The sequence below is a fragment of the Radiobacillus deserti genome (assembly GCF_007301515.1).
Taxonomy (GTDB): Bacteria; Bacillota; Bacilli; order Bacillales; family Amphibacillaceae; genus Radiobacillus; species Radiobacillus deserti.
Window position 1 is genome coordinate 2,098,073 of sequence record NZ_CP041666.1, and the last position, 25,255, is coordinate 2,123,327.

The 25,255-nt window shown below is 38.9% G+C and carries 23 protein-coding genes, 1 other RNA gene and 1 other annotated feature; of the genes, 4 read left to right on the forward strand and 20 right to left on the reverse strand.

The genetic code is table 11. The features are described from left to right. Positions 1-19: 19 nt before the first annotated feature. From FN924_RS11175 to FN924_RS11210, 8 genes are all read right to left on the reverse strand, one after another. Positions 20-1,087 (reverse strand): AI-2E family transporter, encoded by a 1,068-nt coding sequence (locus FN924_RS11175; RefSeq protein ID WP_143897196.1) that lies wholly within the window; start codon positions 1,085-1,087, stop codon positions 20-22. Positions 1,088-1,181: 94 nt separating this feature from the next. After that, positions 1,182-1,370 carry a DUF2797 domain-containing protein gene (locus FN924_RS11180; protein ID WP_143894497.1) on the reverse strand — a complete coding sequence of 63 codons (189 nt, stop codon included), beginning with the start codon at positions 1,368-1,370 and terminating at the stop codon, positions 1,182-1,184. 154 nt (positions 1,371-1,524) lie between these two features. Beyond that, complete coding sequence (gene recD2, locus FN924_RS11185; RefSeq protein ID WP_143894499.1) at positions 1,525-3,840, reverse strand: SF1B family DNA helicase RecD2; 2,316 nt, start codon at positions 3,838-3,840, stop codon at positions 1,525-1,527. 18 nt (positions 3,841-3,858) lie between these two features. After that, positions 3,859-4,530 carry a tetratricopeptide repeat protein gene (locus FN924_RS11190; RefSeq protein ID WP_143894501.1) on the reverse strand — a complete coding sequence of 224 codons (672 nt, stop codon included), beginning with the start codon at positions 4,528-4,530 and terminating at the stop codon, positions 3,859-3,861. Between the two features lie 96 nt (positions 4,531-4,626). Continuing rightward, positions 4,627-5,739, reverse strand: a complete 1,113-nt coding sequence (mnmA, locus tag FN924_RS11195) for a tRNA 2-thiouridine(34) synthase MnmA (RefSeq protein ID WP_143894503.1) — start codon at positions 5,737-5,739, stop codon at positions 4,627-4,629. A gap of 14 nt (positions 5,740-5,753) precedes the next feature. Beyond that, the gene (locus FN924_RS11200) at positions 5,754-6,899 is read right to left on the reverse strand and encodes a cysteine desulfurase family protein (RefSeq protein ID WP_143894505.1); all 1,146 of its coding nucleotides are present in this window, start codon (positions 6,897-6,899) and stop codon (positions 5,754-5,756) included. 27 nt (positions 6,900-6,926) lie between these two features. After that, positions 6,927-7,346: a cysteine metabolism transcriptional regulator CymR gene (cymR, locus tag FN924_RS11205; RefSeq protein WP_143894507.1), complete on the reverse strand. Its 420-nt coding sequence runs from the start codon at positions 7,344-7,346 to the stop codon at positions 6,927-6,929. After that, complete coding sequence (locus FN924_RS11210; RefSeq protein WP_143894509.1) at positions 7,300-7,989, reverse strand: YczE/YyaS/YitT family protein; 690 nt, start codon at positions 7,987-7,989, stop codon at positions 7,300-7,302. The genes cymR and FN924_RS11210 overlap by 47 nt, the downstream gene beginning before the upstream one ends. Positions 7,990-8,131: 142 nt before the next feature. Here FN924_RS11210 and FN924_RS11215 point away from each other — a divergent pair, with 142 nt between their 5' ends. Beyond that, positions 8,132-9,409, forward strand: a complete 1,278-nt coding sequence (locus FN924_RS11215) for a replication-associated recombination protein A (RefSeq protein ID WP_143894511.1) — start codon at positions 8,132-8,134, stop codon at positions 9,407-9,409. 104 nt (positions 9,410-9,513) lie between these two features. Beyond that, the gene (locus tag FN924_RS11220) at positions 9,514-10,206 is read left to right on the forward strand and encodes an RsfA family transcriptional regulator (RefSeq protein ID WP_143894513.1); all 693 of its coding nucleotides are present in this window, start codon (positions 9,514-9,516) and stop codon (positions 10,204-10,206) included. 111 nt (positions 10,207-10,317) lie between these two features. Here FN924_RS11220 and FN924_RS11225 read toward each other — a convergent pair whose 3' ends face one another. The 5 genes from FN924_RS11225 to FN924_RS19110 all read right to left on the reverse strand — a co-directional run bounded on the left by FN924_RS11225 (position 10,318) and on the right by FN924_RS19110 (position 14,615). Continuing rightward, entirely contained in the window at positions 10,318-10,533 is a 216-nt protein-coding gene (locus FN924_RS11225) for a hypothetical protein (RefSeq protein ID WP_143894514.1), read from the reverse strand. Between the two features lie 180 nt (positions 10,534-10,713). Then, a non-coding RNA gene (ssrS, locus tag FN924_RS11230) (6S RNA) lies at positions 10,714-10,892 on the reverse strand. Positions 10,893-10,971: 79 nt separating this feature from the next. Then, positions 10,972-12,747: an aspartate--tRNA ligase gene (aspS, locus tag FN924_RS11235; RefSeq protein ID WP_143894516.1), complete on the reverse strand. Its 1,776-nt coding sequence runs from the start codon at positions 12,745-12,747 to the stop codon at positions 10,972-10,974. A 1-nt stretch (position 12,748) separates the two neighbouring features. Beyond that, entirely contained in the window at positions 12,749-14,029 is a 1,281-nt protein-coding gene (gene hisS, locus FN924_RS11240; protein ID WP_143894518.1) for a histidine--tRNA ligase, read from the reverse strand. 145 nt (positions 14,030-14,174) lie between these two features. Continuing rightward, positions 14,175-14,392 (reverse strand) — a binding site (T-box leader). Between the two features lie 49 nt (positions 14,393-14,441). After that, positions 14,442-14,615: a hypothetical protein gene (locus FN924_RS19110; protein WP_194709651.1), complete on the reverse strand. Its 174-nt coding sequence runs from the start codon at positions 14,613-14,615 to the stop codon at positions 14,442-14,444. Between the two features lie 106 nt (positions 14,616-14,721). Here FN924_RS19110 and FN924_RS11245 point away from each other — a divergent pair, with 106 nt between their 5' ends. Further along, positions 14,722-15,792, forward strand: coding sequence for an N-acetylmuramoyl-L-alanine amidase family protein (locus FN924_RS11245; RefSeq protein ID WP_158633988.1), 1,071 nt, complete (start codon positions 14,722-14,724; stop codon positions 15,790-15,792). Between the two features lie 77 nt (positions 15,793-15,869). Here the strand turns inward: FN924_RS11245 and dtd are convergent, their stop codons facing one another. Next, positions 15,870-16,316, reverse strand: coding sequence for a D-aminoacyl-tRNA deacylase (dtd, locus tag FN924_RS11250; protein WP_143894522.1), 447 nt, complete (start codon positions 16,314-16,316; stop codon positions 15,870-15,872). 10 nt (positions 16,317-16,326) lie between these two features. Beyond that, positions 16,327-18,528, reverse strand: a complete 2,202-nt coding sequence (locus FN924_RS11255; protein WP_143894524.1) for a RelA/SpoT family protein — start codon at positions 18,526-18,528, stop codon at positions 16,327-16,329. Positions 18,529-18,706: 178 nt separating this feature from the next. Here FN924_RS11255 and FN924_RS11260 point away from each other — a divergent pair, with 178 nt between their 5' ends. Continuing rightward, complete coding sequence (locus FN924_RS11260) at positions 18,707-18,919, forward strand: hypothetical protein (RefSeq protein WP_143894526.1); 213 nt, start codon at positions 18,707-18,709, stop codon at positions 18,917-18,919. A gap of 30 nt (positions 18,920-18,949) precedes the next feature. Here the strand turns inward: FN924_RS11260 and FN924_RS11265 are convergent, their stop codons facing one another. The 5 genes from FN924_RS11265 to FN924_RS11285 all read right to left on the reverse strand — a co-directional run bounded on the left by FN924_RS11265 (position 18,950) and on the right by FN924_RS11285 (position 25,087). Beyond that, positions 18,950-19,468 carry an adenine phosphoribosyltransferase gene (locus tag FN924_RS11265; protein WP_143894528.1) on the reverse strand — a complete coding sequence of 173 codons (519 nt, stop codon included), beginning with the start codon at positions 19,466-19,468 and terminating at the stop codon, positions 18,950-18,952. After that, on the reverse strand, positions 19,458-21,800 hold the full coding sequence (recJ, locus tag FN924_RS11270) for a single-stranded-DNA-specific exonuclease RecJ (RefSeq protein ID WP_143894530.1): 2,343 nt from the start codon (positions 21,798-21,800) through the stop codon (positions 19,458-19,460). Before recJ ends, FN924_RS11265 begins: the two co-directional genes overlap by 11 nt. A gap of 65 nt (positions 21,801-21,865) precedes the next feature. Beyond that, on the reverse strand, positions 21,866-22,186 hold the full coding sequence (locus tag FN924_RS11275; protein WP_143894532.1) for a LapA family protein: 321 nt from the start codon (positions 22,184-22,186) through the stop codon (positions 21,866-21,868). A gap of 175 nt (positions 22,187-22,361) precedes the next feature. After that, complete coding sequence (gene secDF / locus FN924_RS11280) at positions 22,362-24,620, reverse strand: protein translocase subunit SecDF (protein WP_143894534.1); 2,259 nt, start codon at positions 24,618-24,620, stop codon at positions 22,362-22,364. Between the two features lie 173 nt (positions 24,621-24,793). Next, the gene (locus FN924_RS11285) at positions 24,794-25,087 is read right to left on the reverse strand and encodes a post-transcriptional regulator (protein WP_143894536.1); all 294 of its coding nucleotides are present in this window, start codon (positions 25,085-25,087) and stop codon (positions 24,794-24,796) included. Positions 25,088-25,255 lie beyond the last annotated feature (168 nt).

Genomic DNA, 25,255 nt, shown 5'->3' on the forward strand with positions numbered 1-25,255 from the left:
GATAAACTCCCGAAAGATGTCAACGTGTAGCCTTTATGGCATTCCAATGATGGAAGATTACATTAAGAACTGTAAGAATAGGAACAGCTAGGAGCATCCCGATTATTCCGCTTACTTCTCCACCAATTAGCAAAGCTAAAATGATAAGTAATGGATGAACGTGAACACTTTTCCCTACAATTAATGGGGATAGTAAGTTTCCTTCAATAATTTGCACCACAAATACCGAGATAATTACATATACGACCATTTTCGTGGATATTGTAAAGGCGATAATAACCGCAGGAATTGCACCTAAAATAGGGCCAAAATAAGGAATTAAATTCGTGACCCCCATAATGATGGAAAATAACAACGGATACCTCATTCCAAAAAACCATAGCAATAGAAAACTCGTAATCCCAACAAATAGGCAGACTAAAAGTTGCCCCCTAATATAGCCACTTAAGCTTTCTTCAATATCTGAAACAAGCTGTGTACTTTCAATTCGATATTTTTTTGGGGTAAGCTTCCACATGACACGTTTTATGAGCATAAAATCCTTTAGCATATAAAACACGATGACTGGAATTACAGTTATGATGATAACGATGTCCATGACCTTCGTTAAATCTTTTACAGCAGTCGTTAGCACGTTGGCTAACCAATTTTCGGCCTCTAATAAAAGGACGTCCATTTTATCATGTACTTTTTCCGGTAAGAAGGACGTACTATCATACACCTCTGTAATGATGTTCCGATACTGATCCATAAAAACTGGTAGATTGTTTTTTAAATCATTTAATTGCTGCAGCACGATGGGATACGTTTCATAAAATAGATAGCCGATTCCACCGAAAAATAGACTATATATTAGTAAAATGGCAAACCATCTCGGATACTTAAACTTATGTAGCTTCTCAATGAGTGGATGTAACAAAAATGCGATAATTCCCGCGATAATAAATGGCGTTAATATCCTAATGATAATCGTAATAAACGTTTTATATAGCGGGAATAGCTTCGTTAGTAAATAGATAAACAGGACCGCTAATATCGCAATTATAATGTTGTACAAAATCTTAAGTTGTTTGTCTGTCGTGAACATTCCTGCATCCCTCCGATTTCCTGTTGCATAGGAAAGCCCTTGTCTTCTTGTATTTGACAAGGGCTCTTTCTAGTACTCTAGTTGTTCATTAGGACTACATATGTAGCGTTCTTTCATCCTCTGAATATAAATCGTTTAAGGAACTTAACGTACCATCCTCCTCTACTTGATGAACGTCCAATACTTCATTTTCTAAGGAAAGTTCAATAAAACAATTCCAGCAATAATATTGTTGATTTCCAATTTTCCCGATGTTTTTGCCTTTACAATTTGGACAATACATACGTTAGCCACTCCTTGACGAAAAACTTTTACTACCATACTGTCCAAATAACTAGATTCTTATACATGGTGACAGGCACGACCCGGGTTTTGGTGGATTTTGTCGAAAAAAATAAAGCTGATTCACTATCGTTTCCGATGTTTGAATCAGCTTCTTATAAAAAGTCATATGGAGACAGTTCTTCTTCTGCTTCTTCCTCCGCTACCCCTACCTGTTGGTCAATCTTAAACAACTCATTTAAAAAAGTAACCAAGGATGTATATCTCATATTCGTGTCTTCTCCTTTTATTCCTTGTAAGAAGGATTGCTTGTCCCCACAAATAATTAAGGAACTCTTACTTCTTGTAATTGCAGTATATAATAAATTTTTACGAAGCATACGTCGGTAACTCGGTACTACCGGTAACACGACAATCTGAAACTCACTTCCTTGTGATTTATGAATAGAAGTGCAGTAGGCATGCATGATATGATTTAGATCTTTCTTCAAATACAGGACTTCTTTTTCATCAAATGAGATAACAATTTGTTCGGTCTTATCTTCCGTTTCATTTTCTTTAAAAATCGCAACAATTTCTCCGATGTCTCCGTTAAAAACCCCATCTTCTGGCTGATTCACGAGCTGAATCACTTTGTCTCCTGTTCGATATTCCACGTCTCCCCACTTAATATGACGTTTCTGTTTACTAGGCGGATTCACGATAGATTGTATCTGTTGATTAATTTGATGGATACCAGCCCTCGTCTTGTACATAGGAGCAAGGATTTGTACGTCTCGCATATCCACCCCTTTTTCGTACGCTTTTTGGACGATTTGATTCACAACGTCTACCACTTGATGCTCCCCACATGAAATAAAATTAAAATCAGCATCTTTTTCTAGGGAGCCAGTAGTACATGTATTATTTTTAATTTCATGGGCGAGCTGAATGATTTTAGACCCTTCCTTTTGACGATATACCTCATCTAGTTGGATGGAAGGAATCTTCTGACTTGCCAATAAATCTGCAAGTACTTGTCCAGGGCCTACAGAAGGGAGCTGATCTTCATCTCCAACAATTAAGACTCGCATATCTCTAGGGATGGCTCGAAATAATTGGTTAGCAAGCCATGTATCCACCATCGAAAACTCATCAATGACGATAAGCTTTCCAGATAACTGATTCTCATTGTCCTTCTCAAACGTTTCGTGTCCGTTCCATCCAAGTAACCGGTGAATCGTCATGGCTGGAAGCCCTGTTGATTCTGATAAGCGCTTGGCTGCTCGACCTGTTGGTGCAGTTAATAAAAACGGAAAAGCCCGATCTTGGTCATAATCTCTAGGGTCTAATGATAAATCAAAGAGTCCAGAATACGCATTAATAATCCCTTTTATTACAGTGGTTTTTCCCGTACCAGGCCCCCCAGTTAAAATCATCACTTTAGAATGTAAGGCTTGCTCAATTGCCTGAAACTGTTTTTTTCCATAGCTAAGCGATTCTTCTTCTTCTAGGGAACCTACGATTTTTAAAAGGTCCGCAGTTGGAACTTCCTCATCTATCGTTTCACTCATAATTCGGTGTAATTGCGAGCAAAACCCTGTTTCCGCATAATACAAACTTGGTAAATACGCCTTTGACTCCTGTACAATTATCTTCTGAGCTGTATTTAGGTTAACAACCTCTTTCGAAATCTCATCAAATGAAACATCGTTCGAACGTTGATTAAGAAGCTGCTCAACATTTGTGATTAAATCCTCCAACGGTAAATAAACATGGCCATTAAATGTGCTTTGATGTAAAACATACACACAACCCGCTTGAATACGACTAGGATGATTCTTTTCAATCCCTTTTCTAGCAGCTACCTCATCTGCACGCTGAAACCCGAAGCCCTCAATATCAAACACAAATTGATATGGATCATTCTCTAACACTTCTAGAGCCTTGTCCTTGTATGCTTCATAAATTTTTTGAGCCATTTTTAATCCAAATCCGTATTTGGACAGATTAACGACAATATGTTCAAATCCCTGATGCTCTTGCAAGGAACGACGAAGTTGCTCGGCTTGCTCTGCCTTTAAGCCTGGAATTTTCTGAAGCACGGAAGCATCATTTAAAATCTGACTAATGGCTGTTTCTCCTAATATATCTACGATTTTCTGAGCTGTCTTTTTTCCAATTCCGTAAAACAAGTCACTAGATAAATAAGCAACAACGCCATCTATGGTCTCCGGTATAAAACGCTCATAATGGTGGACGTTATATTGTTTTCCAAAACGTTTATGGTTCTCAAATTCTCCCTGAAAAAGATACGATTCTCCTGGATCAAGACGAGTAAAATACCCTTTTACAACGAGCTCTTTTTCCTCGATTTCTTCGTCCGTTTCTAGAACGTTAATCTTAGCAATGGAAAAGTGTTCGTGTTCATTTGTAAAAATGGTATGAATGAGTTCACCCTTTATGAACCCTTTCTTCTGTTCCTTTTCCATTTTCAGAGCCCCTTTTCTTTATTCTCCGTTTGAATGCTGGTTTATTTCTTCAATCTTTGCTTTCGCATGTTGGGCTAACATATGTTCAGGTTGAATATCTAGTGCCTTATTAAAATGATCCATCGCTAGATTCACATCTTCTTTATATAAATAAGATACTCCAAGATTATAGTGGGCGTCACTATGCTTTGGATTGATTTTTAATACTTGAAAGAAGGTTTGCTGTGCTAAATCAATTTGATTTGTCTCTGCGAGTGATAATCCATATTGAAATAACGCCACTTCATCCTCAGGATTAAGCTCTGTTGCGCGTTGAAAATAGGGTAGCGCAAGCTTCTGATGATCCAGGTTCTGTAACGATAACCCAACCATTAGAAATACGTCCGCTTCTTCCAAGCCTAGCTGAATAGCTTTTTGAAATTGTTCCTGTGCTTTTTCAAACAACGATTTTTCAAAATAAACGTTGCCCAGCCCATAAAAAGCGGTACCAGCTTGGTCATCCAATTCAATCGCTTTAAGGAAAAAACGCTCCGCCTTCTCTAACTCATTTATATGGAGAAGTAAATTTCCAAAGTTAATATATCCTAATGGATCATTCGGATTTTCTTCTATCGAATCATTAAACAGCTTTGCTGCTTTTTCATATTCTTGTTCCTGCATATATTTGATACCTTCATTTAATTTGTCCACAAAAAACCTTCCTTTACTTATCTATTCCTGTACCCTTCCATCTAATCATTTTAATAGATTTCAAACAAGAGGGACAGACCCATTTTGTCTGTCCCGTTAGCCTACATATTCTAAAGCACGTTCATTTTTTTGAACTTCATCAATAGTTCCTCCACCCAAACATACCTCATCTTGATAAAACACGACAGCTTGTCCTGGCGTTACGGCACGCTCTGTTTGATGAAAGACTACTTTTACTCTGCCGTTTTCTAATGGATGGACGGTAACCTTACTATCTTTTTGGCGATAGCGGAATTTTGCCGTACATTCGAATGGTTCCGTTAACGGTTGTTCATTAACCCAATTTAGATCTGTGGCGATCAAGGCATCAGAATTAAGATAGTCTGTCTCTGCACCTTGTTCTACATAAAGAACGTTGTCCTTTAGATTTTTACCAACAACAAACCACGGTTCTCCAGCACCACCAATACCTAAACCTTGGCGTTGGCCAATTGTATAATACATTAGCCCATCATGGCTACCTTTCACTTCTCCTTGCAATGTCATCATTTTTCCTGGCTGTGCAGGGAGATATTCACTTAAAAACTCTTTGAAATTTCTTTCTCCAATAAAGCAAATACCAGTACTATCTTTTTTAGTAGCTGTAGCTAAATCATGCTCCTTCGCAATGCGACGAACTTCTGATTTAGGTAAATGGCCAATTGGAAACATCACTTTGGATAATACAGATTGTGACAATTGGTTCAAGAAATACGTTTGATCTTTGTTATCATCATTCCCACGAATTAATTGTACTTGATCTCCATCTCGTTTCACTTGAGCATAATGCCCAGTTGCTAAATAATCCGCACCTAGGGACATGGCATGCTCCAAAAAGGCTTTAAATTTAATTTCTTTATTGCACATAACGTCTGGGTTCGGAGTTCGACCAGCTTTATATTCATCTAGGAAGTAAGTAAATACTTTATCCCAATACTGTTTTTCAAAATTTACAGAGTAATATGGAATATCGAGTTGATTACAAACGCGTACAACATCACTGAAATCCTCTGTTGCGGTACAGACTCCATTTTCATCGGTATCATCCCAGTTTTTCATAAAAATACCGACAACATCATAACCTTGCTGCTTCAAAAGTAAAGCTGCTACAGAAGAATCAACTCCTCCACTCATGCCGACAACTACTCGAATATTTTTGTTATCTGTCATTTATATGTCACCACCTAATCCTTTGCTAAGCGACTTATTACTTTACTTACTTTTCCGGCCGCTTCTTTAACATTTTCCTCTGTATTAGCCAGACCAAAACTAAACCGAACAGAGTTTTTGGTTTTGTCATGATCCGCACCGAACATAGCAGATAAGACATGAGAAGGGTCAACAGACCCTGCTGTACATGCACTTCCACTGGAGGAAGCGATGCCCTCCAAATCAAAATTCGTCAATAATGCTTCCACATTTGTACGTGGGAAGCTTATATTTATAATGTTCGGGATCATGTGCGATTCCTCTCCATTTATAGAAAAATTCACGTCATTTTCTTTTAATGTATCCAAGAAGATTTTTTTATATAAGCTATATTTCTTGGTTCGAAGCTCGCGTTCTTGCTGACTAATTTCAATTGCTTTTTGAAAGCCTCGGATACCAACTAAGTTCTCGGTACCAGGGCGTCGTTTCCGCTCCTGCTCTCCTCCGAACTGAAGATTTGTCATTTTAACCCCTTCTCGGACGTATAGAAAACCAATACCTTTCGGCCCATTGATTTTATGGGAAGACACGGAAAGCAAATCAACTTTCCAATCATCTACATGTATGTCCATGAGTCCGAATGCTTGTACCGCATCTGTATGGAAATAAGCCGGATGCTGTTGCAGTAGCTCTCCAATTTCTTGGATGGGTTGGATCACACCAGTTTCGTTGTTTACGGCCATAATGGAAACGACGATAGTTTGCTCCTTTAAAGCACGTTGTACGTCCTCCAAACGAACCCGACCAGTTTCATCAACAGGTAAATAGGTTACTTCAAAACCGTGTTTTTCTAAATAATGGGCTGCATGTAGTGTAGCATGATGTTCGATTTGGGACGTAATAATGTGATTTCCTTTATCCTTGTTTGCAAGCGCTGTTCCAATCAAAGCAAGATTATCAGCTTCCGTTCCACCACTCGTAAACACAATGTTCTTTTCCTTTGTGCCTATACTAGAGGCAGCTATTTCTCTCGCTTCATCCAATAGATGTCGAGCTTTTCTTCCGAATGAGTGAATACTTGAAGGGTTACCAAATACATCCGTTAGCATGTCTTGCATTTCCGCAATAACGTCAGGATGTACAGGTGTCGTTGCAGCATGATCTAAATATATGGGTTCCATGCTTACCTTCCTTTCCCGATTACTAGATTATATATAAAACATATATGGTTCTTGGCTTTCTCCGTCCCCATACTTCATTAAATCCTCCAACGTTGTTGTATCTAACACATTTTTTACCGCATCTCTTATTCGTATCCATAAAGCTTGCTTCGCGGGTTCTTCATCTTCAATTCCTTCAACCGGAGTGATAGGGCCTTCTAATATACGAATTACATCACCGGCCGTTATTTGATCTGGTTCCTTAGCAAGCATATATCCACCATAGGCACCTCGGATGCTTTTTACAAGCGATGCATTTCGCAACGGAGCCACCAATTGCTCTAAATAATGTTCGGATAAGTGATTCTCTCGCGCAATTGTCTTTAACGATACGGGTCCATCTCCATAGCTTTTTGCCAACTCAATCATGATGGTTAAGCCGTAACGTCCCTTGGTTGAGATCTTCATCTCGATCACCTCTTCTTATTACGTAATTCAGTAATTGCTCTGATTGCGGAATGGCATACCCAATAATATGACCCATACACAACACAATCAAAATGGTCCCAATCCCGACTGGTCCTCCTAAAAAAAATCCAGCTACACATACAAGGAGTTCAATTCCATTTCGTACACGGGATACTTTCCAACCGGTTGCTTTATTAATAAGGAGCATAACACTATCTCGTGGACCTGCGCCTAAATTTGGGGCAACATAAATCCCTACTCCATAAGCGGAAATAAATATTCCCAAAATGAAGACGAGGACTTCTATCCAAAAGAGTTCAACATCTGGAAGAAGCCAGTTGAAAAAGTCTATAAATAAGCCTACTAAAATCATATTTAAAAATGTTCCAATTCGGGGAACGCTTCGTGTAAATAGGCTCGTCACAAGGACAATCGTCAAACCTGCTAATATCGACCAAAGTCCTACTGTTAAACCAAAATGGAGAGACAATCCATAATGAAAAACATCCCAAGGACTGATGCCTAAGTCTTTACCTTTTATAGTTAATGCAATGCCTAGTGCTAATAAGATTAGTCCTCCAACAAAGAACGTCCATCTTTTTTGGATTTCTCCTCTATATAATTTTTTATCTGACACAGTCATCCTTCTTCTTTGTCTATATTTTACTGCTTAACAACAAACGTAATTATAGCACGAACACCCTCGTTCTTGCATTTTTAATGCGTTATCCTTACCCTAAAGAGATAGAATAGATTTCGTACTTATATGTAAAGGGGAAATACTCGTGAATCACAAACCGTTAGCTTTTCGAATGCGTCCTAAAAACATTGATGAAATCATTGGTCAAACTCATTTAGTAGGAGCTGGTAAAATGGTTCGGCGGATGATTGACGCCAACCGTTTAGCTTCCATGATTCTATTCGGGCCTCCAGGCACTGGAAAAACCTCTATGGCTATGGCATTGGCGAAGTCATTAAACTTACGCTATAAAATATTAAACGCGGTCGTTGATAAGAAAAAGGATATGGAAATTGTCGTTGAAGAAGCAAAGATGTCTGGATCACTTGTGTTAATTCTAGATGAAGTGCATCGATTAGATAAGGGAAAACAAGACTTTCTATTACCACATTTAGAAAGTAACTTAATTACCTTGATAGGATGCACAACTAGTAATCCATACCATTCTATCAACCCTGCGATTCGTAGCAGATGTCATTTATTCGAGCTATACCGATTAGAAATAGAACATGTCAAAGAAGCTTTGTCCAGAGCCATAACAGATCGTGAAGAAGGGTTAGGCGATCTTCCCCTACTCGTGACAGAGGAAGCTATCGAGCATTTTGCAAATTCCTCCAATGGGGATCTTCGTGCTGCACTTAATGGGTTAGAGCTAGCTGCGTTTTCTACGCCAGAGAAGGAAGGACAAATTTATATTGACTTATCTATTGCAGAAGAATGTATGCAAAAAAAGAGCTTCTCGCACGACAAAAATGGGGATGCACACTATGATGTTCTATCTGCTTTTCAAAAGTCGATTCGTGGAAGTGATGTAAACGCATCTCTTCATTATTTAGGTCGATTAATAGAAGCTGGTGATTTAGATAGTATCGCACGTAGAATGATTGTGATTGCCTACGAAGATATTGGTCTAGCAAATCCACAAGCAGGACCGCGAGCCCTTGCTGCGGTGGAAGCAGCAGAACGAATTGGCTTTCCGGAAGCAAGAATTCCACTTTCAGTTGCTGTTGTAGAATTAGCCTTATCCCCTAAATCCAATAGTGCATATAAAGCATTGGATGATGCATTACATGATATTCGAACAGGGTCCTCTGGTGACATACCTGCACACCTAAAGGATGCCCACTATTCTGGAGCAGCTAAATTAGGTAGAGGTGTCGACTATAAATACCCACATAATTACGAAGGAAGCTGGATTGAGCAACAATACTTGCCTGATACATTACGAAATAAAACCTATTATCAACCAAAAGCTACAGGTAAGTTCGAGCAATCATTAAAGACGGTCTATGAGAAAATACTAGATAAACAGCAGAAAAAATAATTTACCTAGTATAACTCCAAATCTTTTAGGACAGACTAGAGATAAAATTAACAAACTATTTCTATGAAATTAACAATTACCTAAAAAGATGAGGAGTGGAATACTTGGTAAAAGTAAGACAAGACGCATGGTCCCACGAAGATGATTTACTATTGGCAGAAACGGTTCTGCGTCATATTCGTGAAGGAAGTACACAATTAAACGCATTCGAGGAAGTAGGAGATAAGCTAAATCGCACATCTGCTGCTTGCGGATTTCGTTGGAATGCAGAAGTAAGACAAAAATACGATCAAGCCGTTGCCATTGCAAAGAGACAAAGGAAAGAGAAAAAGAGAGCAGAGGCAAAGGAGAAGAAGACGACAAGTTCAAGGCAAAGCTCTATTCCTACCTTTCACACTCCTGCTTATGAAAGTGAAACGGCTGATGAAATCGATATGAACCGTGTGACAGTTGAAGCATATAGAGAACCCATTACTTCGACTCAATCACTAGACTTAGATACCGTGATCCATTATTTAAAAAACATGAAAAAAGATGTTCAAGAATCCAGTAGGTCCAAGGATAGTTTAGAGAAAATAGAACAAGAGAAACAAGCCCTTCTGAAAGATAAAGAAGAGCTTGAACGAAAGGTAAATCTATTACAAAATCAGCTTACTACGATACAAGAAGATTATCAGGTATTAATCCAAATTATGGATCGAGCGAGAAAAATGGTTGTCTTTGATGACAAAGAGGATATCCCGTCTCCCGCTTTCCGAATGGAAAAGAACGGCAATCTAGAGCAAGTTGCGAGATAAGAACTGACTATACTAGTCAGTTCTTTTTTTCTGGAATCCTTCGTCATACTGCACGAACCCCATCATCTATCTATTCACAAGTACAGACAAAAATCACTCGTTAGCCCCGTACTATCTTAATTTTTGGTGATAGTAGTTGCCACAAAAATAGCTGAAGATTAATGCGAGAACAAAGGGTATCACGGACATACCTGCTTCAATTTCCGATGCAGTTCGTTCGTAAATACTAACCCCTAGTAATTTTATGTCAAACCAATATCCAACGACGAACAGTAAGCCACTTACGATGATAAAAGATATTAAGCTAATAAGAACGGTTTTTAACAAATAATCCTCTCCCTCCATTTTCAGAATAGCAACCCTACCAATATTGTATCACATATACATATTTGAAATTAAATTGAATAATATATCTCGTGTTATCTTCTATTTATCTTACCTTTTTAAAAGACAAAATTAAAAGCCTTAAGAGCAGAAACTCTTAAGGCTTTATCCATAGTACATGTCATCAATCCCAATCGTGCCGTCCGTCCTCGAAGTTTTGATCCCGCTCTTCGCAGGTGGGTGCCCTGTTCAAAGTATTATACTTCCTCATGGAGGCATGTACGCCACTTTGAAACGCAAGCTCCCGTATTTACTGGTGTTCGGTCAAAACATACAGTAAAAGACTAACACATCAGGATTGTAGAAGGATTTCTCCTTCTATTTTGTATCCCCATCATACCATAGGACATTAATCTATTTCAAGAAATGTCCTCGGATAAATTAATCCTTTGCAGAAGGTCTTAAGGCCAAATGAAGCTCCTTTAACTGCGCTTCGTCTACCACACCAGGAGCGTCTGTTAATGGATCAGATGCGGACGCCGTTTTTGGGAATAAAATCGTATCTCTCAAATTAGAACGACCTGCAAGCAGCATCACCATACGGTCAAAACCTAATGCAATCCCTCCATGTGGTGGTGTCCCATATTCCAAAGCATCTAATAAGAATCCGAATTGTTCTGTTGCCTCTTCTTTGGTAAATCCAAGTGTTTGGAACATTTTTTCCTGCATTTCTTTCTGATAAATACGAAGAGACCCCCCACCTAATTCATATCCATTTAATACGAGATCGTACGCCTGTGCGCGCACTTCACCTGGATTAGATTCCAGCTTGTCAACATCGCTAAGCTCTGGCATCGTGAACGGATGGTGAGCAGCAAAGTATCGGCCAAGCTCTTCATCATACTCTAACAGTGGCCAGTCTGTTACCCAAAGGAAATGGAACTTTGACTCATCGATTAAATGAAGCTCTTTTGCAAGCTTAAGTCTTAATGCACCTAGGCTTTCATGGACGACAGATACTTTGTCTGCAACAAAAACTAGTAAATCTCCGTCTTCTGCACCAAGCTTTTGTGTAAGCTCTTTGGTCACGTCTTCGGATAAGAATTTAACGATTGGACCTTTTAACTCCTCTCCCTCCACTTTTAGCCAAGCCAGGCCTTTCGCACCGTAAATTTTCACGAACTCCGTTAGTTGATCGATATCTTTTCTAGAGTATTGATTAGCAGCACCCTTTACATTAAGGGCGCTTACTTTACCACCAGATTCGACAGCACTATCAAACACTTTAAATCCAGATGCTTTTACCGTATCGGAAACATTGATTAACTCTAATCCGAATCGAGTATCTGGTTTATCAGAACCGAAACGCTCCATTGCTTCCTGATACGTCATTCGTTTTAAAGGAAGCTCTAAATCAATTCCTTTAATGTCTTTCATCATCTTTTTCATCATTCGCTCGGTCATTTCCATGATGTCTTCCTTTGTCATGAAAGATGTTTCAATATCGATTTGTGTGAATTCTGGTTGACGGTCTGCTCGTAAATCTTCATCTCTAAAACAGCGTGCAAATTGATAGTATTTTTCAAACCCAGACATCATTAGCATCTGTTTAAACAATTGTGGAGATTGAGGCAGTGCGTAAAATTCACCAGGATGTACACGGCTAGGAACTAAATAATCACGCGCACCTTCAGGCGTGCTTTTCGTCAACATCGGCGTTTCCATTTCCAGGAATCCTTCTTCATTTAAGAAGTTACGGATAACTTGAGTCGTATTGTGACGTAGAATAAACGTTTTTTGCATCGGATCTCTTCTCAAATCTAAGTACCGATATTTTAAACGAAGATCTTCCGCCACATCTGTTTGATCAAGAATCTGGAATGGTGGGTTTTTTGCTTCATTTAAAATTGTAATTCCTTTAGCTAGAACCTCTATTTCTCCCGTTTCCATTTTAGGGTTAATCGTGGCAGCTTCTCTTTCCACAACCTCTCCAGAAATTTCGAGCACAAATTCACTTCTTACCTGTTCTGCTGTTTGCAGTGCTTCTTCTGAATGTGCAGGATTAAAGACCACTTGTACAATCCCGGAACGGTCTCGTATATCAATGAAAATTAATCCACCTAAATCTCTTCTTTTTTGCACCCAGCCTTTTAACACTACTTGTTGACCAACATGCTCCTTGCGAAGGCTGCCAGCCTTATCTCTTTTGGAACTCAACTTATTTTCCTCCCTGCAATGCCGATTTTATATATGACTCCAATTTTTGGTAATCTATTTCTTCTTGTTCACCAGTTGATAAATCCTTCACCGCTACCACGGAACGATCCAGTTCATCATCTCCAAGCACAATTGCAAACTTCGCTTGTAAACGGTCCGCTGCCTTCCATTGTGCTTTCGGTTTTTTATCTAAATAGTCTTTATCTACTTGGATACCAGCTTGACGAAGCTTATATTGAATGCTTACTGCTTCTTGATTCGCTCTTTCTCCCATTGTAATGATGTAACAATCTAACGTATCATCCAATGGTAATTCGATACCTTCTGCTTCAATCGCCATGAGTAGTCGTTCTACACTTAATGCAAACCCAATTCCTGGTGTTTCAGGGCCACCTAATTCTTCCACTAGCCCGTTATATCTTCCGCCACCAGATAAAGTTGTAATAGCTCCAAATCCTTCTGCATCACTCATAATCTCAAATGCGGTGTGATTATAATAATCTAATCCACGAACAAGGTTTGGATCCACAATGAAAGAAATTCCCATATTAGTTAGGTGTTGTTGAACCGCTTCAAAGTATGCTTTTGACTCTGGATTTAAGTATTCTAATATAGAAGGTGCTGTTTCCATCGCTGGGTGGTTTCGATCCTTCTTACAATCCAAAACACGAAGCGGATTTTTTTCCAAGCGAGTTTGACAATCGCTACACAACTCTTCCTTGTGAGGAGTAAAGTGTTGAATCAATGCTTCTCTGTGACGATTTCTACTTTCCTTATCTCCAAGACTATTGATGACTAACTTCAAGGATTTTAATCCAAATGATTGATAGCAGTTCATTGCTAATGCCAATACTTCTGCATCAATCGCTGGATCCGCACTTCCTAATGCCTCCACTCCAAATTGGACAAATTGACGCATTCTTCCTTGTTGGGGACGTTCATAACGAAACATTGGACCTACATAAAATAGCTTTGTCGGTTGATTAGGGGAACCGAATAATTTGTTTTGTACAAAAGCACGTACAACAGAAGCTGTCCCTTCTGGACGAAGTGTAATACTACGATCGCCACGGTCCGTGAAGGTGTACATTTCCCTTTGCACTATGTCGGTTGTATCACCTACTCCACGTTGAAATAATTCTGTATGTTCAAAGATAGGTGTCCGAATCTCTTTATAATGGTAATTCGTGCACAGCTCTTTTAATGCGTTTTCAATATACTGCCACTTTTCTGTTACACCTGGTAAAAGGTCTTGAGTCCCTCTTGGTGCGTTTAAGTTCATATGAATACCTCCTAGTTTTCTAATGATTGGATCACCTAATCAGATTGAAAGGTAGGACCTAGTAGAAAAACGGTTAGCTGTCCTTGTATAACTGAGATCCCCCCGCCAGTCCTAATGCAGACAACAAAAAACTCCCGTCCCTTATAAAAGGGACGAGAGTTAACCCGCGTTGCCACCCTAGTTGAAGCATTTATGCTTCCACCTTACACAGTTAACGCCTGCAAAACGTCTACACTTACTCCTATTTCAATGTAGAACCTACGGAGTGTCTTTCGTTAAGGCTTCTTGGTAGGTACTTACAGCCTAGATACCTACTCTCTTTGCAAGAACTTTCTTAATTACTCTCTCCATCATTGGCTAATCCGTCATCCAATTGAATTGTTTATAATCATAATAGCTGTACCGGTAGATGTCAAGAACGATTTAATTTTTCCTTTAACATTTTAACCTCTCCAAGTGAAATTCCAAATTCTTCTGCAATTTCTATTCCATTTAAACGTCCTTCAACTTCCATAAACCGATGAAAATTTACACCATATATGTCATTCGCTTCTTTTACGATCATTTCTTTTTGATTAGCTCTCATTCCATTTGTCCTTTCTTCTTGGATTTTTTACTGAACTTTTATTATGATGATAGGTGGGAAACCAATCACAATCAGTACTATAAGTGAGGTTGGGGAGGAAACCATATTGTCCAAACGTGTTGTAATTGGAATTGTTATGTTGTTAGTTTTATCCATATCATCCGTTGTCTATGCAAGCAACGCAATAATCCTGGTAAATGATTTAAATGTTCGAAGTGGACCTGGCTTAGACTACGATGTTATACGGCAAGTACATCAGAATGAACAATACAAAATTCTTTCCGAAGAAGGGGAATGGGTAGAAATACAATTAAAGGATGGTACCGTCGGGTGGGTGACAAAAGAATTCATCTCAACTCCTGGTGAAGCGACAGATGAAGCAGATGTGCAAGCACCTGAACAAAGAGAGTCGAATGATTCCACTAAAAGGCATATCACCACCTTGTATAAAACAACGAATCTTAGAACAGGGCCATCTCTGGAATTTGAAATAATGGACTCAGTAAAACAAGGACAAATGCTAGAGGTGTTAGGCGAAAAAAGTGAATGGTATGAAGTAAAATGGAAAGATAACATTGGTTACGTAGAAAAATCATTCGTTTATCCTGCTCATTCTGTTTCTTTATCAGATGAATGGGACAATAAAACAATCGTTATTGATCCTGGACATGGAGGTAGAGATGTAGGAGCAGTTGGGCTTAGTGGTAGTTACGAAAAAACACATACAATGCGAACCGCTTTAAAGTTAAAAGAAGAGCTTGAGCTATTAGGCGCACAGGTTGTATTGACAAGAACAAACGATCAATATATGTCTTTAAGTGGACGAGCTAGTGTTGCAAATGTGTACCACGCAGATGCCTTTATCAGCCTCCATTATAACAGCACTCCTGAGATCCCTACTGCTAGTGGAATAAGTAGTTATTATTATCACGAGCGAAACAAAGCATTAGCCGTTGAAATACAAAAAGAATTAATGAAAGCAACAGATGTTGAAGATCGTGGGACAGACTTTGGGGACTTCCAAGTGATTCGAGAAAATCATCGTCCTTCTGTGTTGCTAGAATTAGGATTTTTATCAAATGAAGAGGAAGAAGGCAACATTATGTCTTTAACCTTTCAGGAAAAATTGACCAAAGGGATCATCCGAGGCCTTCGCAACTACTTTCAAATTAAATAAAGGCTTTAGAAAAGCCTTCTATCCAACATTATTGGACAGAAGGCTCTTTTATACACATTAGTAATCCCTGGAGGATATTATCTATCGCTACTATCTAACCAAAGTGTTACAGGCCCATCGTTCGTTAATTGAACGTCCATCATCGCGCCAAATGTTCCTGTTTCCACCGTTATACCTTGTTCACGGATTTTTTGATTAAAATATTCATAGAGTAATTTTGCTGGTTCAGGCTTCGCCGCTGCCATAAAATTAGGTCTACGGCCTTTTCTTGTATCTCCATATAACGTAAATTGGGAGATGGATAATACTTGTCCAGCAACATCCTTTACAGAATCGTTCATTTTCTCATTTTCATCCTCAAAAATACGGAGATTTGCAATTTTTTCTGCAAGGTAATCCGCATCCTGCTCCGTATCTTCGTGCGTGATCCCAATTAACGCTACAATACCTGTTTCTATTTTACCGACAATTTTTTCTTCGACAGTCACTTGTGCTTTACGAACACGTTGAATAACAGCTCTCATTACTCCACCTCTATTGCAGCATTCTCGTGACGGTGTACACATCTTGAATTTGTTTTAATCGGTCTACAATTCTTCGCAAATGACTTAAGTTATGAATCAGAATCGTAATATGAATCAAAGCCATTTTGTTTCGATCAGATTTTCCGTCCACTGCTATTATATTTGTTTTCGTTTCATTTACAACTTGAAGCACTTCATTCAACAATCCTCTGCGATCGAATCCAGAGATTTCGAGGTCGACGTGGTATTGTTTAGACGTATTGTCTTCATGCTCCCACTCTACATCTAATATTCGATCCTTCGCTTCATCTGTCTGGATATTCGGGCAATCAGTTCGGTGCACCGAAACCCCTCGTCCCTTTGTAATGTACCCTACGATTTGATCACCAGGAACAGGTGTACAGCATTTAGATAATCGAACTAACAAGTTATCAACACCTGATACGCGTACGCCTGAATCTCGTTTGGTCCGACTGGTTGGTTTTGCTTCGCTTCGAACCCCTTCTAACGATTGCTGAAGATCTTGATCTCTTTGCTGCTGTTTTCTTATATTTTCCGTAAGTCGTGTTGTGATTTGCGCTGCGGTAATCCCTTGATACCCAACTGCGGCATACAAATCTTCTTCAGATGTGAAATTGAATTTTTCAGCAGCTCGTTTAATGTTTTCCTGTGTTAAAACATCTTTAACTTCAAAGCCATTATTACGAATCTCTTTCTCGATTAACTCGCGACCTTTGATTACATTTTCATCTCTACGTTGCTTCTTGAAAAACTGTTTTATTTTGTTTTTCGCCTGTGAAGTTTGAGTTAACTTAATCCAATCCTGTGATGGTCCATAAGAATGCTTAGAAGTCATGACTTCGACGATATCGCCTGTTTTCAGTTCATAATCAAGTGGCTCCATCTTCCCATTCACACGAGCACCAATGGTTTGGTTACCAATTTCCGTATGAATCTTATAAGCAAAATCTAATGGTACAGATCCTGATGGAAGCTCAATGACATCCCCTTTAGGTGTGAACACATACACCATATCTGAAAAGAGATCTACCTTAAGGGATTCCATAAATTCTTCCGCATCATGGGTTTCATTTTGCCATTCTAGAATTTCTCTAAACCATGATAGTTTTTCATCTGATGTTTGCTTATTTGGGTCTAATCTTTTCCCTTCTTTATACGCCCAGTGTGCGGCAACGCCATATTCAGCAAGCTGATGCATGTCATGTGTACGAATCTGCACTTCAAGTGGTGCCCCTTTAGGTCCAATCACAGTTGTGTGCAAGGATTGATAAAGGTTTGGCTTGGGCATTGCGATATAGTCTTTGAACCGACCAGGCATTGGTTTCCAACATGTATGAATAATGCCAAGAACGGCATAACAATCTTTAATACTGTTTACAAGGATTCGAACAGCTAACAAATCATAGATTTCATTAAACTGTTTATTTTGTAATACCATTTTACGATAAATGCTATATAAGTGCTTTGGTCTTCCTGAAAAATCCGCTTTAATATTAACTTCGTCCAACTGTTTCTGAACTTCTTGCATAACATCATCTAAATAGTGAACACGTTCTTCGCGCTTCTGTTTCATCAAATGAACAATTCGATAATATTGCTGTGGATTTAAATAACGTAATGCGGTATCTTCTAGTTCCCACTTAATCGTGGAAATCCCTAGACGATGAGCTAGTGGCGAGAAAATTTCAAGTGTTTCATTAGAAATTCTTCTCTGCTTCTCAGGAGGCAAATGCTTCAGCGTTCTCATATTGTGCAATCGATCAGCGAGTTTTATTAAAATGACACGTATGTCTTTCGCCATTGCTACAAACATTTTCCGATGGTTTTCTGCTTGCTGTTCTTCTTTTGATTTATACTTAATTTTTCCGAGCTTTGAAACGCCATCTACTAACATGGCTACTTCTTTGTTAAACGTCTCTTCTAACTGTTCAACCGTAACATTTGTATCTTCCACAACATCATGAAGAAACCCACTCGCTATTGTTTCTGGATCTAATTCTAAATGGACTAGAATCCCAGCAACTTGAATAGGATGAATAATATATGGTTCTCCAGATTTCCTAAATTGACCTTCATGAGCCTCTTGTGCAAACTCATAGGCACGTCTAATAAAAGCTGTATCTTTCTCGGAAAGGTACATACTTGCCTGCTTGATTACATCTTCAGCTGTTAAAATATTCTCTCTCGCCATATTTCATCACCTTAGTTTCTTTGTATCCTTCCTCGATAGAAAGCTATAAATCTTTATTAGAATAATTATAATGTAGTTCTGAATCTTTGTCATCCGTTAGCTGCACATGGGAAAAACTTACTTTCACCTCATGATTAAACTTTTGTTTAAAACTGATTGTAACATAGGAAGGAATAGGGTGTGGGACAATAGTGTAAAACTATTAACAAAATCCGAACCTTTATTCGGGGTTCTTTCAAAAATTCGAATAATGGTTCGGATGTTTTCTCCTACTTATTTGATGGCTGTAAGTCCGACGTTGCTGGGAGACGCTGTTACACCGATAACATCAGCGATAGCGGAGTATTCTGCCTTAGCGTCGCATGTGCATTATTCGGTTCTAGAGCAGTAGTTTTCGTTATGTCCCAGCTTCCTTCCATCCTTAATCTTCGTATTGCATCAATGTTAACACATCATATCCTTCTAATTTTTCACGTCCATTCAGATACGTAAGCTCAATTAGAAAAGCACATCCTACAACGATTCCACCCAGCTCTTCCACTAATTTTATCGTTGCTTCAATCGTTCCACCTGTTGCTAAAAGGTCATCTGTGATTAAAACGCGTTGCCCTGGTTTGATGGCATCCTTATGAATCGTTAGTACATTTTCCCCATATTCTAAACCGTAATCTACTTTAATGACTTCACGAGGTAATTTCCCTTCTTTACGAACCGGTGCAAAACCAACTTCAAGCGCATAGGATACTGGGCACCCTACGATAAAACCTCTTGCTTCTGGTCCAACCACTAAATCGATATCTCTGTTTTTGGAGTAGGTTACGATTTCATCAACTGCAGATTTAAATGCGGCTCCATTATCCATTAAAGGTGTGATATCTTTAAAGCTTATCCCTGGTTTTGGCCAATCATCTACTAGTGCTATATATTGCTTATAATCCATTTGTTACTTCCTCCTTAATCGGATCCATTGTATTAAATTGTGCTTTCAGCCATTCTCTTAATTCAGTATATGAAGAATAATACAAGACCGACTCTATTTCTAATTTAGCTTCCATATCTTGATAAGATGGTGCTTCTGATAAATCTTTTTTAAGTGGACGTTCACTGGGAATGATACGGTTTTGATCTCGATTCATAAATTGTAATTCTAAGAATACTTGTATCATAAATTGTACCTTCTCCACTTTCCAACCTTTAAAGGATGCTAATTTAGGAACCTCACTATCTTTTAGTTCTTTACGCTTTAACAGGAAAGCATACAACCACTTAAACTCTTCTCTAGTTGGTAAAATCGAAATGCTACGATCACCGTCATTCCTATAACAGGCATAAATCGACTCTGGATTAAGCTTACCTAACACAGCTTGCAAATCTTCTATTCGATTAGGTAAATCTAGCAACACAATATGTCGATACGTCTGTTGTTCTAACAAGCTAAGAGGTAATTCTGAGAACGTAAAATGATCAAAGCCTTCTGGAAGTTTGACCATATTCTGATTATCCGTAAAAGATACCGCAAGTTTATTTTCCAAGTCACTCGTGAATTGTTTATACCAGAAGTTGGAACCTCGATAATCAAATAGTTGCCATTCGTTTACAGCAATGTCTTTCATCATAAGCTGTGGCTTCACATTACCATTCCACTCATTAATGCTTAGCTCCCCAACTGCTTCCAGCATGGATTGTGGAGAAATTCGCGGAAATAAAGCACCCATCCCGAAGCCGACTCCATCTAAAAGGTAGGAGTCCTGTTCAAATGTGACTTTTAGATGATTGCTTGTACTCCCAATTTGTTTCACTTCTCTAGGCTTTGTTTGAACATGAAACAATGGCTTCGGATTTCCCATACCGAAAGGCGCTAGCAAAGCGATTTCTTTTATAAATTCTATTTGAATCGATTCAATGGGCAAGCTAGCTTCTATACGCAGCACTTGCTTAAAATCCTCATCCGATAGTTGTTCTGCTGCCATCCGATTCAGTGCTTCTCGTAAGGGCGCAACTTGCTCTACATCAAGTGTCATCCCAGCGGCTTGTGCATGTCCACCAAAATGGGTGAAGAGATCACGAACAGCCATACAGTTTTTAAACAAATCAAACGCATCAACACTTCTTGCAGATCCTTTTGCCTTACCAGTGGTCGGATTTATCGATAACACAATGGCCGGTCGATCATACAAACGAACGAGTTTAGATGCTACGATACCAAGCACTCCTTCATTCCAGCCTTCTTTCGCCACAATGATGACATGACTGTTAGCCTCTGGAGTTTCTTGTTCCACCATAGCTTGCGCTTCTTTTGCAATATCTGAAACGATTTTTTGTCGTTCTTCATTAAGCTCCTGAATGAATGCCGCAAGCTCTCTAGCTTCTTCTATATCATTTGTTAAAAGCAGGTCAACTGCCATAGCGGCATCCTGTAACCGCCCAACTGCGTTAATTCTCGGACCAATTAAGAAACCGATATCCTCTTCATTCACATCCCGTTCAATCTTACACAACTCTTTTAATGCTAGAAGCCCTGGACGTTTAGAATGACTAATCGCTTGTAATCCGTAATACGCAAGTACCCGATTCTCATCTACTAAGGGAACCAAATCGGCAATCGTTCCAATGACGACAAGGTCAAGTAACTGTTTAGGAAAATATCCGAGTAAATGCTCGGCAAATTTAAATGCAACTCCTACCCCAGCTAATTCATGGAAAGGATAGTTATCGGAGCATTTTGGGTGTACAATCGCAAAAGCATCTGGAAGCGTTTCTTGTACCTCGTGATGATCTGTAATAATTAAATCTATTCCTAAGTTTTTCGCTACTTCCGCTTCATAGACAGCTGCAATCCCCGTATCCACTGTAATGATAAGCGTATAGCCCTCATCTTTTGCCTTTACAAAAGCTGCTTCATTCGGTCCATAGCCTTCTGTGAAACGATTAGGAATATAAAAATCACATGTTGCCCCTAATTCTTTTAGTGCTTCTATCATGACCGAAGTAGAACTTACTCCGTCTGCATCGTAATCACCAAATACTAATATCTTTTCCCCACTATGAATTGCCTGTTTAACCCGTTTGACAGCAATGTCAATATCATGTAAGAGTCCTGGATTGTGCAAGTGAGTTAATTGTGGATGTAAAAACGCCTCTGCTTCCTCTTCTGTATTTACGCCTCTTTGACTAAGTAATTGCTCTGTCCAAGGAGAAATATTGAGGTTATGCTCAAATCCTACCTGATGCTCATTATATGTAAATTTCCAGTTTGCTTGGCTTTGTAACATACATTCACCCCTGACTCACTTATTATACAAGAGTGAATCAGGGGGAGCAAACAGATTCTTCGTCATTATTCATCCAATTTTTTCTCATCTTCAGCTTCAGCAGGATCTTCCTCAAGGGAAATCTCTCCAGGAGTTAGGTCCGCTAATCTACTATTTTCTTTCTTTAACTGCTTAATTTCTCTTTGTAAACGTAGTATTCGCACAAATCCAACAGAAGCAGTAATTATTCCACCCATTAGGACAGAAAATAGGATGACTAAAATAAGTGGAGCGTTTCCGGTTCCAAATAGATAATCCACTTCCACTGGCTCTACGTTAATGACCGCGAATATTGCAACAAGTAGTGCGAATAGGAGTGCTGTAATGATATAGCTTTGTCCTTTCATGACATGACCTCCCTTGTCGTCCCTCATTATAAAGTTTTTGCTAATCCCTGTCGAATTCTTCTTTTATCTGTTCCCCAAAATAGTGGTATTCAATCAAACAGACAACGTACTAATGCTCATTGTTTAACACTGTTAAAAAAAACACCCCGTCACTCTTCATGACGGGGTATCTTGCTTATACTTGTGGACCACCAGTTTGTTTTTTCTCAGTATATACAATAGGTTTTTCTTTAATATTTCTACCTCTCATTACAAGCCACAGTTGAGCTGCAATGAATACAGAGGAATATGTACCGGCAATCAGTCCAACTACTAGTGCGAACGAGAAGTTTGTAATCGATGAAGCACCGAATATCAATAGCATTACAGCTGCAAACACAACCGTTAAAACGGTATTAATGCTTCGTCCCATCGTTTGAAGTAAGCTTTTATTTACTATTTCAGCTAGCTCTTTAAACGATTTTACACGCTTCTTATTTTTGACGTTTTCACGAATACGATCAAACGTAACGATGGTGTCGTTTATCGAATAACCGACTATCGTTAGGATCGCTGCAATAATCGTAATATCAAATTCTAATCTCGTGATACTAAACATCGCGAGAATAAAGAAGGAATCATGCAAGAGTGCAATGATTGCTGCCAACGCATAATAGAACTCAAATCGAATTGTTACATAGATAATGATCCCTATGGAAGCATAAAGAACAGCTAAAGCTGCATTTTTTGCGAGCTCTTTCCCAACAACTGGAGAAACCGTACTAATATTAGGTTCATTTCCATATTTTTCTTCAAACATCGCTTTAATATCTGCCACCTGGTCTTGAGTTAATACTTTATCAAACCGTGCAACCGCAATTTCGTTGTTTTCCCCAGCCAACACTACTTTTTCTGCATCGACTCCGATGGAGGATAATTCCGATTCTACATCCTCTATCTCGACTGTATTCTCCGATAATATCTCTACACGGGAACCGGCTGTAAAATCAATTCCAAGATTTAATCGCATTGTTGCCAAGAAAATAATACCAGCAAGGATAAGTACGCCGGATAAAAGAAAGAACTTTTTACGGTGATGAACAAGATCTAGCTTTTTACCAAATATCCTCGCTTCTACTTCTGATTTATCCGCTTTATCCTTAATGTCTTTTTCCTTAACTCCAAACCAACCTGGCTTTTTGTTTAAGAATTTACTGTTGACCCAAAGGCCTAGGAATAGTCTAGATCCAAACACAGCGGTTATGAAGCTGACTAAAATACTGATAATTAGTAATGTAGCAAACCCTTTTACAGAGCTTGTACCAAAAATAAATAACACAATTGCTGCAATAATTGTTGTAATATTTGCATCTAAAATAGTAGACAGGGAGTTTTTGTTTCCAGCTTTAAAGGCAGCTACGACTGATTTTCCAGCCTTTAACTCTTCCTTAATTCGCTCATAGGTGATGATATTAGCATCTACAGCCATCCCAACACCTAAAATAATCGCGGCTATACCTGGTAATGTAAGAACACCATTCATCCATTCGAACACGGCTAATATAAGGTAGATATAAATAGACAGCGTGATCGTTGCTACGATTCCTGGTAATCGATAATAGACGATCATGAATAAGAAGATAAGTGCTACACCTAATATTCCCGCAAAAATCGTCTTATCCATCGCTTGCATTCCGAACTGTGCACCAACGGATGTGGAATACTTTTCAATCAGCTTCGTAGGTAAAGAGCCTGCATTTAATATATCTGCTAAGCGTTTTGCAGACTCAACTGTGAAATCACCATTTATTTGTACGTTTTTCGTATTTAATACTTGCGTAACAGACGGAGCTGAAATATATTTAGGCTCAGCCTTTTGAGATTCCGCTTCAAAGGAGTCTCCTTTCTCATAGTCCATCCAAATAACGAGACGGTTATTTGGTGGTGTTTTTTGAGAAATCTTTCTAGTCACTTCAGCAAACTTAGAAGCATCTTTTAATTCTAATGTTACAATCGGTTGCTTCGTATTTGGATCGAAGTCTTGCTGAGCACTTCCTTCCACAATATCGGAACCATCCATATATTCTTTATCATCGACTCCTCTGAAGGAAAGAGTCGCGGTTGTTGCTAGTAGTTCCCTTGCTTCGGATTGATCGTCAACCCCTGCGAGTTGTACACGAATACGATCTGGTTCTTCAATGTTAAAGCTTGGCTCATTAACACCTAAAACGTCTACTCTCTCTCGCAACGCCTGAGTAGTAGCCTCTAACATTTCCATCGTTACTTTTTCTTGATCACCTTCAAGTGGTTTAACCTGATACAGAATTTCAAATCCACCTTGTAAATCAAGACCTAGTTTAATATCCTTCGTAATTCCGGTAATTGTTGCTCCAATTGTTCCAGCAAATAATAAAACAACTAGAAAAAAGGCAACAATTCTCCCTCTTTTAACCATGCTGTTATGTGCCTCCTTTACTCCATCCACCCAATACGATATGTACAAGCAAAAGTGTTCTGCTTAGAGCATAGGGTTTCACGTAGTTGGAGCAATTTCTTTTCTACAATCATTTTTTGAAAACATAAACGTATTATAGGAGTAATGGGAATATACTGTCAATCGCCTTCCTTCTATTGAGTTGGTCGGGTTAAAGCAGCAATGGATTCCAAAAGGCCTTCATCCTCCTGATAGGCTTCCACTGTAAGGTAGCTCATATATACGGCAGAGCTTAAATGCAGAATATCTCCAACCACTTCATGCAACCTCTTTTCTGGGTTACCCTTCCAAACTTTTTTGGACAAGCATTTCCAAACATCCTCTCGTGAAGCACGAGAATACCCCATAAGATGAAACTCATTCACTTTACTATCTAATACTGGTAAAAGACTCGATTTCCACTCGTCAATTGTTTTTATTGTACTCATATTTTCTCTCTCCTTGGTTGAAGACTTGGCGAATTCAAGACTAAAGAGTCCTAGGCTGAGCCTTAAGCTGCCTCTTAATCTATGTTCTTCATCCTGTTTTCTAAGTCGAATGGAATTCCGTCGTAACACGATTTCCTTTCTCCTCGGTAAAAAATGCTTGTCATGCTT

Coding starts and splice junctions, on each gene's coding strand:
- recJ (WP_143894530.1), bottom strand. CDS start 21,800: ATGTTACAAAGCCAAGCAAACTGGAAATTTACATATAATGAGCATCAG.
- FN924_RS11200 (WP_143894505.1), bottom strand. CDS start 6,899: ATGGAACCCATATATTTAGATCATGCTGCAACGACACCTGTACATCCT.
- FN924_RS11275 (WP_143894532.1), bottom strand. CDS start 22,186: ATGAAAGGACAAAGCTATATCATTACAGCACTCCTATTCGCACTACTT.
- FN924_RS11265 (WP_143894528.1), bottom strand. CDS start 19,468: ATGGATTATAAGCAATATATAGCACTAGTAGATGATTGGCCAAAACCA.
- dtd (WP_143894522.1), bottom strand. CDS start 16,316: ATGAGAGCTGTTATTCAACGTGTTCGTAAAGCACAAGTGACTGTCGAA.
- hisS (WP_143894518.1), bottom strand. CDS start 14,029: ATGAACTTAAACGCACCAAGAGGGACTCAAGACCTTTTACCAGGTGTA.
- mnmA (WP_143894503.1), bottom strand. CDS start 5,739: ATGACAGATAACAAAAATATTCGAGTAGTTGTCGGCATGAGTGGAGGA.
- FN924_RS11175 (WP_143897196.1), bottom strand. CDS start 1,087: ATGTTCACGACAGACAAACAACTTAAGATTTTGTACAACATTATAATT.
- FN924_RS11255 (WP_143894524.1), bottom strand. CDS start 18,528: ATGGCGAGAGAGAATATTTTAACAGCTGAAGATGTAATCAAGCAGGCA.
- secDF (WP_143894534.1), bottom strand. CDS start 24,620: ATGGTTAAAAGAGGGAGAATTGTTGCCTTTTTTCTAGTTGTTTTATTA.
- FN924_RS11180 (WP_143894497.1), bottom strand. CDS start 1,370: ATGTATTGTCCAAATTGTAAAGGCAAAAACATCGGGAAAATTGGAAAT.
- FN924_RS19110 (WP_194709651.1), bottom strand. CDS start 14,615: ATGAGAGCTAATCAAAAAGAAATGATCGTAAAAGAAGCGAATGACATA.
- FN924_RS11285 (WP_143894536.1), bottom strand. CDS start 25,087: ATGAGTACAATAAAAACAATTGACGAGTGGAAATCGAGTCTTTTACCA.
- recD2 (WP_143894499.1), bottom strand. CDS start 3,840: ATGGAAAAGGAACAGAAGAAAGGGTTCATAAAGGGTGAACTCATTCAT.
- cymR (WP_143894507.1), bottom strand. CDS start 7,346: ATGAAGATCTCAACCAAGGGACGTTACGGCTTAACCATCATGATTGAG.
- FN924_RS11210 (WP_143894509.1), bottom strand. CDS start 7,989: ATGACTGTGTCAGATAAAAAATTATATAGAGGAGAAATCCAAAAAAGA.